The 15082-nt window shown below is 63.2% G+C and carries 18 protein-coding genes and 1 pseudogene; 13 read left to right on the forward strand and 6 right to left on the reverse strand.

Features of this window, described 5'->3' with window-relative positions:
- Window positions 1–142 precede the first annotated feature (142 nt).
- From ispG to NKJ32_RS01555, 6 genes are all read left to right on the forward strand, one after another.
- On the forward strand, window positions 143–1396 hold the full coding sequence (gene ispG, locus NKJ32_RS01530; RefSeq protein ID WP_352589860.1) for a flavodoxin-dependent (E)-4-hydroxy-3-methylbut-2-enyl-diphosphate synthase: 1254 nt from the start codon (window positions 143–145) through the stop codon (window positions 1394–1396).
- Window positions 1397–1400: 4 nt separating this feature from the next.
- Window positions 1401–2255 (forward strand): lytic transglycosylase domain-containing protein, encoded by an 855-nt coding sequence (locus tag NKJ32_RS01535; RefSeq protein WP_023678483.1) that lies wholly within the window; start codon window positions 1401–1403, stop codon window positions 2253–2255.
- A 160-nt stretch (window positions 2256–2415) separates the two neighbouring features.
- Window positions 2416–3612: a phosphoglycerate kinase gene (locus tag NKJ32_RS01540; protein WP_023678484.1), complete on the forward strand. Its 1197-nt coding sequence runs from the start codon at window positions 2416–2418 to the stop codon at window positions 3610–3612.
- 140 nt (window positions 3613–3752) lie between these two features.
- A complete protein-coding gene (locus NKJ32_RS01545) occupies window positions 3753–4778 on the forward strand; it encodes a class I fructose-bisphosphate aldolase (protein ID WP_352644525.1) in 1026 nt (341 codons plus the stop codon).
- 150 nt (window positions 4779–4928) lie between these two features.
- Window positions 4929–5669 carry a DUF899 domain-containing protein gene (locus tag NKJ32_RS01550; RefSeq protein ID WP_023678486.1) on the forward strand — a complete coding sequence of 247 codons (741 nt, stop codon included), beginning with the start codon at window positions 4929–4931 and terminating at the stop codon, window positions 5667–5669.
- A gap of 82 nt (window positions 5670–5751) precedes the next feature.
- Window positions 5752–6483, forward strand: coding sequence for an SGNH/GDSL hydrolase family protein (locus tag NKJ32_RS01555; RefSeq protein WP_023678487.1), 732 nt, complete (start codon window positions 5752–5754; stop codon window positions 6481–6483).
- A 13-nt stretch (window positions 6484–6496) separates the two neighbouring features.
- Here NKJ32_RS01555 and NKJ32_RS01560 read toward each other — a convergent pair whose 3' ends face one another.
- The gene (locus NKJ32_RS01560) at window positions 6497–6658 is read right to left on the reverse strand and encodes a hypothetical protein (RefSeq protein WP_352454847.1); all 162 of its coding nucleotides are present in this window, start codon (window positions 6656–6658) and stop codon (window positions 6497–6499) included.
- Between the two features lie 202 nt (window positions 6659–6860).
- Here NKJ32_RS01560 and NKJ32_RS01565 point away from each other — a divergent pair, with 202 nt between their 5' ends.
- The 3 genes from NKJ32_RS01565 (at window position 6861) to NKJ32_RS01575 (ending at window position 8315) form a co-directional block, all read left to right on the forward strand.
- Complete coding sequence (locus tag NKJ32_RS01565; RefSeq protein ID WP_023678489.1) at window positions 6861–7028, forward strand: hypothetical protein; 168 nt, start codon at window positions 6861–6863, stop codon at window positions 7026–7028.
- 141 nt (window positions 7029–7169) lie between these two features.
- Entirely contained in the window at window positions 7170–7577 is a 408-nt protein-coding gene (locus tag NKJ32_RS01570) for a hypothetical protein (RefSeq protein ID WP_023678490.1), read from the forward strand.
- A gap of 18 nt (window positions 7578–7595) precedes the next feature.
- Window positions 7596–8315: a helix-turn-helix transcriptional regulator gene (locus tag NKJ32_RS01575; RefSeq protein WP_023678491.1), complete on the forward strand. Its 720-nt coding sequence runs from the start codon at window positions 7596–7598 to the stop codon at window positions 8313–8315.
- Window positions 8316–8373: 58 nt separating this feature from the next.
- On the opposite strand, the gene NKJ32_RS01580 is transcribed toward NKJ32_RS01575, so the two are convergent.
- The 3 genes from NKJ32_RS01580 to NKJ32_RS01590 form a co-directional block, all read right to left on the reverse strand.
- Window positions 8374–9069, reverse strand: a complete 696-nt coding sequence (locus NKJ32_RS01580) for a DUF1013 domain-containing protein (RefSeq protein ID WP_023678492.1) — start codon at window positions 9067–9069, stop codon at window positions 8374–8376.
- A 353-nt stretch (window positions 9070–9422) separates the two neighbouring features.
- Complete coding sequence (locus NKJ32_RS01585; RefSeq protein ID WP_023678493.1) at window positions 9423–9563, reverse strand: DUF1127 domain-containing protein; 141 nt, start codon at window positions 9561–9563, stop codon at window positions 9423–9425.
- Window positions 9564–9695: 132 nt separating this feature from the next.
- Window positions 9696–10706, reverse strand: a complete 1011-nt coding sequence (locus NKJ32_RS01590) for an NAD(P)H-quinone oxidoreductase (RefSeq protein ID WP_036238914.1) — start codon at window positions 10704–10706, stop codon at window positions 9696–9698.
- Window positions 10707–10830: 124 nt separating this feature from the next.
- On the opposite strand from NKJ32_RS01590, the gene NKJ32_RS01595 reads away from it, so the two are divergent.
- The 3 genes from NKJ32_RS01595 to NKJ32_RS01605 all read left to right on the forward strand — a co-directional run bounded on the left by NKJ32_RS01595 (window position 10831) and on the right by NKJ32_RS01605 (window position 12688).
- Complete coding sequence (locus tag NKJ32_RS01595) at window positions 10831–11025, forward strand: DUF1192 domain-containing protein (protein ID WP_023678495.1); 195 nt, start codon at window positions 10831–10833, stop codon at window positions 11023–11025.
- Between the two features lie 96 nt (window positions 11026–11121).
- A complete protein-coding gene (locus NKJ32_RS01600; RefSeq protein WP_023678496.1) occupies window positions 11122–12369 on the forward strand; it encodes an MFS transporter in 1248 nt (415 codons plus the stop codon).
- Between the two features lie 31 nt (window positions 12370–12400).
- The gene (locus NKJ32_RS01605; RefSeq protein ID WP_023678497.1) at window positions 12401–12688 is read left to right on the forward strand and encodes an ArsR/SmtB family transcription factor; all 288 of its coding nucleotides are present in this window, start codon (window positions 12401–12403) and stop codon (window positions 12686–12688) included.
- A 143-nt stretch (window positions 12689–12831) separates the two neighbouring features.
- Here the strand turns inward: NKJ32_RS01605 and NKJ32_RS01610 are convergent, their stop codons facing one another.
- Together NKJ32_RS01610 and NKJ32_RS01615 are read right to left on the reverse strand one after the other, a co-directional pair.
- Entirely contained in the window at window positions 12832–13488 is a 657-nt protein-coding gene (locus NKJ32_RS01610; protein ID WP_352457946.1) for a glutathione S-transferase family protein, read from the reverse strand.
- A 61-nt stretch (window positions 13489–13549) separates the two neighbouring features.
- A pseudogene (locus NKJ32_RS01615) lies at window positions 13550–14400 on the reverse strand (alpha/beta fold hydrolase).
- Window positions 14401–14497: 97 nt separating this feature from the next.
- Between NKJ32_RS01615 and NKJ32_RS01620 the strand changes: the two are divergent.
- A complete protein-coding gene (locus tag NKJ32_RS01620) occupies window positions 14498–15022 on the forward strand; it encodes a winged helix-turn-helix transcriptional regulator (RefSeq protein ID WP_352451127.1) in 525 nt (174 codons plus the stop codon).
- Window positions 15023–15082 lie beyond the last annotated feature (60 nt).

The raw sequence follows: 15082 nt of genomic DNA on the forward strand, positions 1-15082 counted from the left end.
GCTGCCGGAAACGCTCGCGGATTTGCGGCAAGCTGCCGTCTTGTTGTTTCCGATTTGCTGGGCCTGCGCGCCAGTCGCCATTGACAAGCCATCTTTGCTCCTCCACCTCATGCCCGGACCTTCAAGATTAAAGGCAGCCGGCATGACCGGATATTTTTCCTCACCCTTCCCGCGCCGCAGGTCGGTCGGTGTCGACGTCGGCGGCGTGATGGTCGGCGGCGGCGCCCCAGTCGTCGTCCAGTCGATGACCAACACCGACACGGCCGATGTCGACCAGACGGTCGCGCAAGTGGCGGCCCTGCATCGCGCCGGCTCCGAGATCGTGCGCATAACGGTCGATCGCGACGAAAGCGCTGCCGCCGTACCGGCCATCCGCGAGCGACTGGAGCGGCTCGGCATCGACGTGCCGCTGGTCGGCGATTTCCATTATATCGGCCACAAGCTCCTGGCCGATCATCCGGCCTGCGCCGCGGCCTTGGCCAAGTACCGCATCAACCCCGGCAATGTCGGTTTCAAGGACAAGAAGGACCGGCAGTTCGCGGCAATCGTCGAGATGGCGATCCGATACGACAAGCCGGTGCGCATCGGCGTCAACTGGGGTTCGCTCGACCAGGAGCTGCTGACCCGGCTGATGGATGACAACCAGGCCCAAGGCTTTCCGCTGACCGCGCAGGAAGTGACGCGCGAGGCAATCGTGCAATCGGCGATCCTGTCGGCCGAAATGGCCGAAGAGATCGGCCTTGCGCGCGAGAAAATCATCCTGTCGGCCAAGGTCAGCGGCGTGCAGGATCTGATCGCCGTCTACACCGAGCTTGCCACCCGATCCGACCATGCGCTGCACCTCGGCCTGACGGAGGCCGGCATGGGCTCGAAAGGCATCGTCGCCTCGTCCGCTGCCATGGGCATCCTGCTCCAGCAAGGCATCGGCGACACCATCCGCATCTCGCTGACGCCGGAGCCGAACGGCGACCGCACGCGCGAGGTGCAGGTGTCGCAGGAGCTGTTGCAGACCATGGGCTTCAGGCAGTTCGTGCCGATCGTCGCCGCCTGCCCTGGTTGCGGCCGCACGACCTCGACCGTGTTCCAGGAGCTTGCCCAGAACATCCAGGCCGACCTGCGCAAGAACATGCCGGTGTGGCGTGAACAATATCCCGGCGTCGAGAACCTCAAGGTCGCGGTGATGGGTTGCATCGTCAACGGTCCGGGCGAATCCAAACATGCCGATATCGGCATTTCGCTGCCCGGCACCGGCGAGATGCCGACCGCCCCGGTATTCGTCGACGGCAAGAAGGCGGCGACGCTGCGCGGCCCATCGATTGCCGCGGATTTCGAGAAGATGGTCGCCGACTATATCGAACGGCGGTTCGGGCAGCACGACAAAGCCGCGGCGGAGTAGTTGAATGCGGCGTTTGCTCGGCGCGGCGCTGGTTCTCATTTGCGGGCTGATCTGGGCGACAGCCGTTCAGGCCGATCCACCACGGCCCGCCAAAAAGAAGCTGATCGACCAGGTTTGCAACCTGATCGAGGCCCATGCCGACCGGAACGGGCTGCCCAGGGATTTCTTTGCCCGGCTGATCTGGAAGGAAAGCCGTTTCGATCCCAATGCGGTCAGCCCGGTCGGCGCCGAAGGCATTGCCCAGTTCATGCCGGGCACCGCCAGGATGCGCGGGCTCGCCAATTCCTTCGACATCGAACAGGCGATCCCGGCCTCGGCAAAGTACCTCGCCGAAATGAAATCCGGTTTCGGCAATCTGGGCCTCGCCGCAGCCGCCTACAACGCTGGCGAGACCCGGGTGTCGCGCTGGCTGAATTCCGGCGGCTTCTTGCCGATGGAGACCGAAAGCTACGTTCTGGACGTCATGGGCGAGCCGGCCGACAACTTCACCAATACCGCCTACGCCGGCGTCATCCGGCCGCTCGACAAGAAGGCGAGTTTCGCTGCCGCTTGCCGCGAGCTGCCGGTGATCATGTCCAGAACCGTGCCGATGTCGTCGATCAACATCAAGCCGTGGGGGGTGCAGGTGGCCGGCAATTTCCGCCGCGCCGCGGCGCTCAACCAGTGGCTGAGAGTGAAAAGCCGGTTCCCGGCACTGCTTGCCGGCCACGATCCGGTGGTCAGCCGGGTACGTACCCCGATCGGTAGGCGCGGCATCTATGCCGTGCGGATCGGCGCCGATAGCAGAGCCAAGGCCGACACGATCTGCGACAAGCTGCAAAGCGTGGGCGGCGCATGCATCGTGGTGCGCAATCGGTAAGCCATATGTCGGTGCGTTTCGCGCCATTGCTGCCATCTTGCTCCCCGTGGGCACTTCGTCCTCGACACGTGAATCATATTTTCGGCGAACCGTTAGCCAGGTCTTGCATCGTCGTCGATGCGGGGTAAGGTCCCCGCGATTTTTCGCGAAAGGGATCAGCATGGCCGGCTTCAAGACACTGGACGACATCGGCAATATCAGCGGCAAGCGTGTGCTGGTGCGTGTCGACCTCAACGTTCCCGTCACCGAGGGCAAGGTCACCGACGCCACCCGCATCGAGCGCATTGCGCCGACCATCGCCGAGCTCTCCGGCAAGGGCGCCAAGGTCATCCTGCTTGCCCATTTCGGCCGGCCCAAGGATGGACCGGCGGCGGAATTCTCGCTCGAGCCGATCGCCAAGGCGACGGCGGACGTGCTCGGCCGTCCGGTTGGCTTTGCCTCCGATTGCATCGGTGACAAGGCGGCAAATGCCGTTGCTGCCATGAATAACGGCGACGTGCTGCTGCTCGAGAACACCCGCTTCTACAAAGCTGAGGAGAAGAACGACCCGACCTTCACCGAAAAGCTCGCCGCCAACGGCGACATCTTCGTCAACGACGCCTTCTCGGCTGCGCACCGCGCCCATTCGTCCACGGAAGGCCTGGCGAATGTGCTGCCGGCGTTCGCCGGGCGCACCATGCAGGCCGAGCTCGATGCGCTGGAAAAGGGTCTCGGCAATCCTGTCCGTCCGGTTGTCGCCATCGTCGGCGGGGCCAAGGTCTCGACCAAGATCGACCTGTTGATGAACCTGGTGAAGAAGGTCGATGCGCTGGTCATCGGCGGCGGCATGGCCAACACGTTTCTCGCGGCACGCGGCACCGACGTCGGGAAATCCTTGTGCGAGCATGATCTCGCGACCACCGCCAAGCAGATCATGATCGAGGCGGCCGAGGCCGGCTGCGCCATCATCCTGCCCGCCGACGGCGTTGTCGCCAGGGAGTTCAGGGCCGGCGCCGTCAGCGAGACCGTCGCCATAGCAGACGTGCCGGCCGACGGCATGATCCTCGACGTCGGCGCAAAGACCGTGAAAACCATTGCCGAATGGATCGACCGCGCCGCGACGCTGGTCTGGAACGGGCCGCTCGGCGCCTTCGAGATCGAGCCATTCGACCACGCAACGGTGGCGACGGCCAGGCACGCGGCAGCGCGCACCAGGGCCGGCAGACTGATCTCGGTCGCTGGCGGCGGCGACACGGTGGCGGCGCTCAACCATGCCGGCGTCAGCGATGATTTCACCTATGTCTCGACGGCCGGCGGCGCTTTCCTCGAATGGATGGAAGGCAAGCCCTTGCCCGGCGTCGACGTATTGAAGCGCTGAGCGCGGCCGCAAGAGCAGCGCGAAGGAGTGCGCCCGCGACTTTCAATCGATTCGCGCTTGTTTGACGAAATGGTTCGACTTGAACCTGCGTTGCTCTGGTGGTCTGCTGGGCGCGGATCAATTCTTTCAGGAGAAGCACGATGAGCGAACGTCTCGAGGACATTGCCGCCGCGATGGTGGCCAATGGCAAGGGCCTGCTGGCTGCCGACGAGAGCTCCGGCACCATCAAGAAGCGCTTCGACGTCATCGGTGTCGAGTCGACCGCCGACAGTCGCCGCGACTATCGCGAGATGATGTTCCGCGCCAGCGATGCAATGACCAAGTACATTTCCGGCGTCATCCTCTACGACGAGACCATTCACCAGAAGGCCGCCGACGGCACACCGCTGGTCGACATCATCAAGGCATCAGGCGCTATCCCCGGCATCAAGGTCGACGCCGGCGCCAAGCCGCTGGCCGGCTTTCCCGGCGACACCATCACCGAGGGCCTCGACGGCCTGCGCGAACGCCTTGCCGACTATTACAAGCTCGGCGCCCGCTTTGCCAAATGGCGCGCGGTGATCGACATCGATGTTGCCAAGGGCGTGCCTTCCGCCACCTCGATCGGCTCGAACGCCCATGCGCTCGCCCGTTACGCCGCGCTTTGCCAGGAGGCCGGCATCGTGCCGATCGTCGAGCCGGAGGTGCTGATGGACGGCGCCCACGACATCGACACCTGCTACGAGATCAGCAAGGCGACGCTGACAAAGTTGTACACCGAGCTCTATGCGGCCCGCGTCGTGCTCGAAGGCACCATCCTGAAACCGAACATGGTCCTTGCCGGCAAGAAATCGGGCAAGGTCAGCAGCCCCGAGGAAGTCGCCGAAAAGACCATAAAACTGTTCCGCGAGACGGTGCCGGCGGCGATTGGAGGCATCGCCTTCCTTTCGGGCGGACAATCGGACGAGCAGGCGACCGCCAACCTCAATGCCATCAACGCCATCGGCCCGCATCCGTGGAAGCTGACCTTCTCCTACGGCCGCGCCTTGCAGGCCGCTCCGCAGAAGGCCTGGGGCGGCAAGGCAGCGAACGTCGCCGCCGCGCAGGCCGCCTTCGCCCATCGCGCCCACATGAACCATCTGGCAGCGCTTGGACAATGGCAGCCGACGCTTGAGCAAGCCGCCTGACGGAATTCAGGTTGCGTTCCCTCCGACCCGGGCCATGTGCCCGGGTTCGTTTGAAAGCAGCAAGGTCTGCAATTTCCTGCTACTGAAAATGCAGCTCGGTGTCGGTATTCCTCGCTGCCGAACGTCCTCCGTGAAAAGAGGAGCAGACCGATGCCAAACAACAAGACCGTTTCGCAGGAAGAGTGGTTTCAGGCGCACAAGGCGCATCTGGCGCGCGAAAAGGAATTGACGCGCTTTCGCGACCGCGTCGCCGCCGAACGCCGCGAACTGCCGTGGCTGAAGATCCGCAAGGACTATGTCTTCGAGACCGAGCAAGGGCCAAAGAAACTGCCCGACCTGTTCGGCGGCAACAGCCAGCTGATCGTCTACCATTTCATGTTCGGGCCGGGCGCCGATTATCGTTGCGAGGGCTGCTCGTTCCTTGCCGACCACATTGACGGTGCCAACCAGCATCTCAGGCACCACGACGTCTCGCTCGTGGTGGTGGCGCGGGCGCCGCTGGCCGAGCTTCTGCCCTACAAGCAGCGCATGGGCTGGAAATTCGACTGGGTGTCGTCGTACGCTTCGGACTTCAACTTCGACATGCAGGTGTCATTCACCGACAAGCAGATCGCGGCCGGCGACACGACCTACAATTTCGAGCGGCGCGCGCGGCAATCGAAGGATCTTCCCGGCACCAGCGTGTTCTATCGCGACGAGAAAGGCGACATCTTCCTGACTTTTATCTCGCGCTCCAGAGGCGGCGATCCGCTGATCGGCGCCTATCACTATCTCGACCTGACGCCGAAGGGTCGCAACGAAACCGGTCCCCACCATAGCCTGGTGGACTGGGTGCGGCTGCACGACGAATATGCGGATACGCCCGAAATGCAGGACAGCTGCTGCCATTGACGACAGGCGGTCACCCAAGGTCTTTCGTCTTCGGCCCGACATGCGCTAAGTGCTGTTCGCTATGCCCTAAAAGGGACTTGCCATGCGGCGCTTTCCGACCCTTCTCACCTGGCTCGCCTTTCCGGTCTATGTCTGGCAAGGACTTGGCGTGCGTCGCCGCACCGCCCGCATGCTGCCGGCACAAGGTCCGGTCATGCACGAGATATCTGGCCTGGCGCCAGCAATCTCGGTTCTGGTGCTTGGCGATTCCTCCGCCGCCTCGGTAGGCATCGGCAATTCCGAAAACGGATTGGCCGCGCAACTGGCAGTTCTGATTGCGCAACGCACCGGCCGCACCGTGCGCTGGCGGGCGGCCGGCTTCAACTCGGCAACCTCTGGCCAGATCCGCGATCATGTGCTGCCCAATCTATCGGCCGATCCGTGGACGCATATCGTGCTGGCCATCGGTACCAACGACACCAAGAATTTTCATTCGGTACCGCGCTTCAAGCGCGAGTTTGGCGGCCTGCTCTACGCGCTGCGCGCCAAATGGCCGGAAGCGCGCGTCGTGTGGTCGCCGGTGCTGGAGTTCACCCGGGCTCCGGCAATGCCGCCGCTGCTCGGCAAGATCCTCGAAATCCGCGCCGTCGAAATGAACCGGATGGGCGAGCGCCTTTGCCTCGAACGCGGCGCCATACCGGCGCCCCGGCTGCCGATCACGGATGCCGATGCCGGCTTCGCATCGGATGGATTTCACGCTTCGGAAGCCGGCTACCGAGCCTGGGCGGAACATCTGGTCAGCCTGGTGCTCGCCAACGAACCGGGCGTCGCGTAGCGGGCCGCCCGCACTACGTCCAGTGCCCGAGCACCGCCGTAATCGAAATCGCCGCCATCGCCAGCAGCGCCAGCTTCCAGAAATCGCTGCGCCGCTTCAGCCCGGGCCAGCCGAGCGGCTTGATGAGCTGGATGACCATCATGAGGATGATGACGAGCGCGAGAAGTTTCGACATGCAGCCTTTGATCAGCATCGCGGCTGGCTGTCAAAGCGGCTCCGGGATCGCCGGCTTCCACTGCGGCAAGCCTCTTTTCAGCACTGCCTTGTCACTTCGATGGATAAATCGGAACGCCGGTCATGAGAGCCGCACCCTCCTGACAGACTGCTGTCAGCAGGGGTGTGCGATAGTGCCTGCATCGAAAGAGAGGAGACCAGCCATGAACGGTATTACCATTCTGCGTAGCGTGCAGCACTATGTCGGCAAGATCCGGACGATCCGCAATGAGATCCGCACCCAGCGATTCATGAACACCCTGCCGGCGGACATCCGCAAGGATATTGGTTGGCCGGACATGTATGGCGACCGCCGCAATGGCGGCAATTGAGGCAAGCTTTCTGCGTGGCGTTTGGATGCGACCTGGCGACGAGCTGAAATGGGCATGCTGAAGCCTCCTGACAGTATGGTGTCAGGAGGCTCGTGCCATAGTGCGATGGCCGCCGGAGCCGGATGGCCGAGAGGACGATCGATGAAAAGCTGGAACGACAGGCTGAACACGCCTGGCATCAACGGCATAAGACCGTCGCCACGCACCATCGGCGACGTCGTCGAAGGCCAGCCGATGCTGGTTCCTACAGCTCGCCAGGTCCATGCATTCATCCGCTCCATCCCCGAAGGCATGGACATGAATATCCGCGCTTTGCGCACCGCTCTCGCCATCGAGCACGATGCCGAGATGACATGTCCGGTCACCATCGGCTATCATCTGCGCACCGTCGCCGAGGCCGCCAACGAGGATCTTGAGCGTGGTATGGCGCTGGGCGACGTTGCGCCGTTCTGGCGGGTGGTCGACGCAAACACGCCGACAACGAGGAAATTGTCCTTCGGCGCGGCCTTCGTCGCCGCGCAGCGCAAGCGCGAAGGGCTGGAACGATAGACGCCGAGGGACCATACGATGCGCCGCGCCGACAGGCTCTTCCAGATCGTGCAGCATCTGCGTGGTGGTCGTCTGGTCACCGCTCAGAAGCTGGGCACGTGGCTCGAGGTTTCCGAGCGGACGATCTATCGCGACATCGCAGACCTGCAGTCGACCGGCGTGCCGATCGACGGCGAGGCCGGTGTCGGGTACATGATGAGGGAGGGTTTCGACCTTCCGCCGCTGATGTTCACGCGTGACGAGATCGTCGCGCTGGTCGCCGGCGCCCGCATGGTGCGCGCGTTTGGTGGCGCGGCCATGGCGCGAGCCGCCGACGAGGCGCTGGTCAAGATAGGCGCCGTGTTGCCCGACGCCGAAAAGGACCGCATCGCCCGTACCGAGATCCACACGCCGATGTGGGTGGTAAGCGATGCCGCCCGCGAAGCCATCGACCTGATCGAGCGGTCCATCGAGAAACGTCAGGTGCTGACCATCGACTATTCGGATGAGGCCGGCCGCAGCACCGCGCGCGACATCCGCCCGCTCGGCCTGTGGTTCTGGGGCAAGGTGTGGACCTTGGTCGCCTGGTGTGAGATGCGCGGCGATTTCCGCGCCTTCCGCATCGACCGCATCGCCTCGGTGGTCATCGCCGGCCGCACCTTCAAGCCGGAGCGCGGCAAGCAGCTCGCCGATTTCTATCGCGCGGTGGAGCGCAGCGAGGATTACGGCATGGCGCCGGACCGGGCGGCGCGAAGCTGACACGGAAGATCACAAAAAAGCCCGCTTGAAAGCGGGCTTTTTGTTTTGGATGCCAGACCTACTCCTCTTCGTCGGCGTCCTTGTCCTTCGACTTCAGCGCCGAAAGCTTGGCGAAGACGGCGTTGGCGTCAAGTTCGCGGTCCTCGTCCTTCGGCTTTTCGGGCGCCGGCACCAGCCGTTCGGTCAAGGCGGCCGGCAGCAGCGTATCGCCGACCGGCTGCGCCTGCTCGCGGCCGCGCGAGGCGCGGTTGATTTCCATATCGAGGTCGATCTGCGACGTCAGGCCGAGCGTCACCGGATCCATCGGCTGGAGATTGGCGGAGTTCCAGTGCTTTCTGTCGCGGATCTGGTCGATCGTCGACTTCGTTGTGCCGACAAGGCGGGCAATCTGCGCATCCTTGAGCTCGGGATGGTTGCGCACCAGCCAGAGGATGGCGTTGGGCCGGTCCTGGCGCTTCGACAGCGGCGTGTAGCGCGGACCCTTGCGTTTGGATTCCGGCACCCGCACCTTGGGATCGGAGAGCTTCAGCCGGTGGTTGGCGTCCTTCTCGGCGCGCGCGATCTCGTCGCGAGTGAGCTGGCCGGTCATGATCGGGTCCATGCCCTTGATGCCTTGCGCCGACTCGCCGTCGGCGATCGCCTTGACCTCAAGCGGATGCAGTCCGCAGAACTGCGCGATCTGCTCGAAGGAAAGCGCTGTGTTGTCAACCAGCCAGACGGCGGTCGCCTTTGGCATCAGCAGCGTATTGGCCATTACAAAAATCCTTCTCGTTCGCCCGCGTTCCCGCGCGGGCGGTGGTTTAGAGCCACCAAAATGGGAAAATCGCGGTCTATATAACCGCTCGCTCGCCGTTTCGCAATCTTTTTGGCAGGCGCGCGTCAAGGACGGCACGGCAGCGCGACCAGCAGACCGCGAAGGTCGGCAGATGACGCCATACAGTCGAAAGCTTCAAAAAGACAAAGCCCGCCAGACCAAGGTCGGGCGGGCTCGGAACCGGCGACGGAAATCCGTCTGCTGCGGCTCTGGCTTCTAAAGCTTGATCCCGAACCGCGGCTCGGCGTTGCCGAAAAGCAGCGCCCGGTCTTCGAGCGGGATCGTGCTCGAGATCAAAGCCCTTTGCGGGCGATTCTCTCGATGTCGCCGCGGTTGATGCCGAGGTCGTTGAGCTGACGAGCATTCAGCCGGTTCAGTTCGCGCACGGTTTCGTTGTACATGCGCCAGTTACGGAAAGCGCGGATCGGGTTCATGATAGTCCTCCATCGTTTTGATGCCGCGTAAATAGGCATCGGCGATGAAAAATTGAACAGACGCTTTTGCATGGCCGCAATGCGTTTGTTGCATTGCACCATTAAGCTTTCGTTCAGCCTGTTTGCGGGCCGTCAGGCGACATCGAGCACAATCTTGCCGATGTGCTCACCCTCCTCCATCCGCTCATGCGCCCGCCACGCTTCCTTGAGCGGGAAGATCGTATCCATCACCGGCGCAACCTTGCGCGTGCCGAGCAGCGGCCAAACCTGCGCCTCGAGCGCAGCCGCAACTGCCGCCTTGAACTCCACGGTGCGTGGCCTGAGCAGCGATCCTGTGTGCACGAGCCGCTTGGCCATGATCTTGAAGAAATCGGCGCTCGCCACCGTCCCGCCCTGCGTCGCGATCTGGACGATGCGGCCTTCCATGGCTGCAGCCTCATAGTTTCGCGCCACATAGTCGCCGCCGACCATGTCGAGGATGACATTGGCACCCTTGCCGCCGGTTGCCTCCTTGACTGCGGCGACGAAGTCCTCCTCGCGGTAGTTGATCGCCCGGTCGGCGCCGAGCTTGAGGCAGGCGTCGCATTTCTCCTTGTTGCCGGCGGTGGTGACGACATAGGCGCCGAAAGCGGCAGCAAGCTGGATCGCCGTGGTGCCGATACCCGACGAGCCGCCATGCACGAGCAGGGTCTCGCCGCTCTTCAGGCCGCCGCGCTCGAAGACATTGTGCCAAACAGTGAAGTAGTTTTCCGGCAGCGCCGCCGCTTCGGTGTAGGTAAAGCCGGCGGGCAGCGGCAGCACGCTGCCGGCGTGCACTCTGACATATTCGGCATAGCCGCCGCCCGCCGTCAGCGCACAGACCCGGTCGCCGACGCGCCAGCGCGATATCTCGTCACCAAGGGCAGCGACTTCGCCTGCTGCTTCCAGGCCCGGCAGATCCGACGCTCCCGGCGGTGGCGGATAGGCGCCCTTGCGCTGTTGCACGTCCGGCCGGTTGACGCCGGCGGCCCGCACCCGGATCAGGATCTCGCCGGGACCGGGAACCGGTACGTCGCGGGTTTCCGGTTTCAGCACCCGCGGCCCGCCCGGTTCCGATATGGCGATCGCCATCATCTTCGCCGGAATTTTCTGTGCGTTCGCCATGAATTTTCCCGTCGTGCTCCGCCGGTTTCTCGTGCCAGCTCTTGCCCGCCATTTGCATCCATACCCTTGCCCTATGTATGCTCATTGGCAAATCAGGCAAATGGGCAATCACGGAGGAGCGACGATGGCGATCTTCGACGACGAACCCAAGAAGAAAGCGCGCCCGCACGAGATCGGGCAGGATCTGTCGCTGCTTTCCGTCGACGAATTGTCCGAACGGATCGGCATCCTGCGCGACGAGATCGCCCGGCTGGAAGCCGAGCTCAAGACCAAGGGCTCGACCAAGTCGGCGGCAGAGGCGCTGTTTCGCCGCGGGTAGTTACTGCGGGTAATGCCAAAAGCTCGGGCACGCCGCCGAAAAGCCCGAATGCCGCTGTCTGCAGACTTGTGCCCTAAACCCCAGCCGGATTGAAAAATGTTCGCAAGCTACAGACCGATCCTCTCGCTGCTGCGCGGCACCGCGTTCCTGTTGGCGGCATCCGGACTGCACGGTCTGCTGTTGCCGCTGCGCGGCCAGGTGGAGGGCTTCTCGACGGCATCGCTCGGCCTGATGGGCACGGCTTGGGCCGGCGGCTTCGTCACCGGCTGCTTCTTTGCGCCACGCATCGTGCGCCGCGCCGGTCATGTCAGGGCTTTCGGCGCCTTTGCCGCATCGGGAGCGATCGTCGCACTGCTCACCGGCCTGATCATCGACGAATATACCTGGATCCTGCTGCGCGCCTTCACCGGCTTCACCATGGCCGGCGCCTTCATGGTCATCGAAAGCTGGCTCAACGAGAAGGCCACCAACGAAAACCGCGGCACCGTCTTCGGCCTCTACATGATGGTCACCTATGCCTCGATCATGGGCGGTCAGATGATCGTTGCCGGCGGCGATGTGAGATCGGCGTCGCTGTTCATGATCACCGGCATTCTGTTCTGCCTGTCGCTGATCCCGACGGCGGTCTCGACGGCGTCTCACCCCAAGCCGCTGCAGGACGTGTCGCTTGACGTCAAGGGGCTCTACGTCAATTCGCCGGTGTCGGCGATCGCTTGCGTGCTGATCGGCATCGCCAACGGCGCCTGGGGTACACTTGGTGCCGTCTATGGAGCGCGCATCGGCATCTCGACAGCCGAGATCGCGCTGATGATGAGCCTCGTGGTCATCGCTGGTGCCGCCATGCAGCTTCCGGCCGGGCGGCTCTCCGACACGACGGACCGTCGTTTCGTGCTGGCGGGCGCGGCCTTCGGTGCTGCGCTGTTTGCCATCGCCATCTTCCTGTTCGAACCGCGCTCCGGCGTCTTCGTCATCGTCTGCACCGCCGCCTACGGCGCCTTCGCCTACACGCTCTATTCGATCGCGGTGGCGCATGCCAATGACCATGCGCGATCGGAGGACTTCGTCAAAGTGTCGGGCGGCCTGCTGCTGCTTTATGGCTTCGGCACGATGATCGGTCCGCTGGTGGCCGCCGGCCTGATGGGCTGGATGCGCCCTGAGGGGCTGTTCCTGGCCACTGCGCTCGCGCATCTCAGCCTGGCTGGCTATACGCTGCTGCGCATCAGCCGTCGCGCGCCGGTGCCGATCGAAGGCCGCGATGCCTTCAAGACCCAGCCCGCCGATCGCTCGGTGACGCCGGAAGCGTTGCGGCTCGACCCGCGCAGAAAAGCTGAAGCCGACAGTTGAGATTCGAGGCGCTTTGCCCCACAAATAAGGCATGATGCTTTCCGACGCCTTCATGGCGATTGCCGATCCCAACCGGCGCCATCTCTTGGAAGAGCTCCGGCGCGGACCGAAGACCGTCAACGAATTGGCATCCGGCTTGCCGGTGTCCCGCCCGGCCGTTTCGCAGCACCTGAAGGTGCTGCTTGATGCGGGGTTGGTCAACGCCAAGCCGGAAGGCACCAGGCGCGTCTATACGGTCAGCAATGCCGGCTTCCTGAAGCTCAACATCTGGCTTGACCAGTTCTGGGATGCGGAGCAGCTCGGTTCACCCGGAAGCTGAGGGGCATCGTCAGCGCGTCGAGCAACTATGCAGCATCGGGCCTAGAGCAATTCCAGGAAAAGTGTGAAACGGTTTTCCGTACGGAATTGCGCAAAAACAAAGAGATAGAGCGGTTCGGCGTTTCCGTGAAACGATGAACCACTCTAGCCATTGTTGTAGGGGAAGAGCTTGAAATACGGCTGCGCTTCCTCGATCACACGGGCAACCGAGGGGCGTTGCAGCAACCGGTCGTGATAGCGCCTGACCGCAGGATATTCGTCTCCGAACGGCTCGACCTTGTTGGCGTAGAACAGCGCGGGGGCGGCAGCGCAGTCGGCCATGGTGAAGCTCGCACCCACCGCCCATGTCCTCGACTGCATGTCCTGTTCAATGATGGCGTAGGAGCTGCGCAGCTGGGCGCGGGCCTGCTCGACGCCGAACGGATCGGTCTTGCCCTCCGGCCGCAGCCGGTCGCCAACGATCTTCTGCATCGGTTCCTGGACGTAGAAGTCATAGAAGCGGTCGGCAAGCCGGGTCTGACGGGCGAGATCGAGATCGCCGGGGATCAGCTCGACCGGTCCGGGATAATACGCGTTGAGATATTCGATGACGATCGTCGATTCCGGCACGGTCCGGTCCAGCGCCTCATCGCGCAGCACCGGCATCTTGCCGGCCGGCCACAATTTCAGGAACGCCGCGCGCGACTGTTCGTTGCCGAGATCGACGACGACCGATGTGAATGGCGTGCCGTTCTCATAGAGCGCGATCAGCGGTTTCCAGCAGAAGGAGGCCAGCGGATGAAGATGCATCGTCAGGGACATTTTTGCTCCTATCTTTGGTGCTTCGTCTCGCGGGCATCCGGTGTCAAGGTTCGGCCCGCTGCTACGTGGCCCGGCTGTGGGCGACGATCGCATCGATGATCGCGGCCCAATCGTCGGGATGCAGCTCGTGGCCGCCGCCCTCGATCCGGACCAGTCTTGCACCGGCGACCGCGTCGGCAAGAGCGGCGCCATGCTCGGCTGGAAAGATCGGATCGTCGGTGCCGTGGATAACGAGGAGCGGAATCTTCATCTCGTGCAGCCGCCCCGTCCAGTCCTCGCCGCTCCGATCTTCGCCGCCCTTGAGCATGAAGTGATTGGTCGCGCTGAGAAAGCCGCCGGACCGGTCGTAGTCCTGTTCCACGAACGCTCTCGTCCGCGCCTCATCGAACGGATGCGCGGTGCCGGCGAGCGCACGCGCGTTTTTGACCATGAAATCGACCGCTTGGCCACGGTCAGACCAGTCGACCTTGGCGCCTTCGGCCGAATGTTTCCTATAGGCCTCGGTGGTTCCGGGCAAATGCGACGTATCGATGCCCAGGGGCGAGCTGCTGATCACCGTCAGCGAATTGACACGCGGCGGGTATTTCAACGCAACGAGCTGCGCGATCATACCGCCCATCGACATGCCGACCACGTGCGCCTTTCGGATTCCCTGGTCGTCAAGGACGCGGACGGCATCGTCCACCATGTCGTCGAATGTATAAGGCGGCTCGCCCGGCGCGTATTTGGTCGAACGGCCGGTATCGCGATTGTCATAGCGGATCACGAAGCGACCCTCGCCGGCCAGCTTCCGCAAAACGCTTCGGGCCACCAAAGCATGGAAGCCATCGCGCCCATGATCAACAACACCGCCGGATGGGCCGGATCGCCGAACGTCTGGGATACGATTTCGGGGTGTTCGGCGTTTCTCATGACTTTCCTCCTTGGGCTGCAAATCCGATTGCAAGTTGCAATCAGTTGCACGATATTAAAACCGATACGATAGTGCAACCGGTTTTTGGAGATTCGCATGAACATCGATCGTCGGTCCGGATGCCCCATCAACCTGTCGCTCGAAGTGTTCGGTGACCGGTGGAGCCTGATCATCCTTCGCGACATCATCTTCGGCGGCAGACGCCACTTTCGCGAACTGCTCAACGGCTCGATGGAGGGCATCGCCTCCAACATCCTCGCCGACCGGCTGAAGCGGCTGATGGAGCTCGGCATGCTGACCAAGGCGGACGATCCCTCCCACAAGCAAAAGGCGATCTACAGCCTGACCGAAATGGCGATTACGCTGGTGCCGATCCTGGCGCATCTCGGCGCCTGGGGCCGCGTCTGGCTGCCGGTCAGCGAAGAGCTCTCTATCCGTGCCGAGCTTCTGGAAAAAGGCGGCCCGCCGATGTGGGATAAGTTCATGAACGAGTTGCGCCACGAGCATCTGGGTGCGTCTCCCGCCCCATCTGGACCCACCGTCCGCGCGACTTTGCAGGCCGGATACGATGCGGTAGTCGCCCGCAAGGCGGAGCGAGTCGGCTGCGATCCGGCGCCATGACCAACTTATTTTCCCAATTGCGGGCTGGCTCTGCTATCAAGGGACTGAAGATAATTTACG

The sequence above is a fragment of the Mesorhizobium sp. M0159 genome (assembly GCF_040322295.1).
GTDB lineage: Bacteria > Pseudomonadota > Alphaproteobacteria > Rhizobiales > Rhizobiaceae > Mesorhizobium.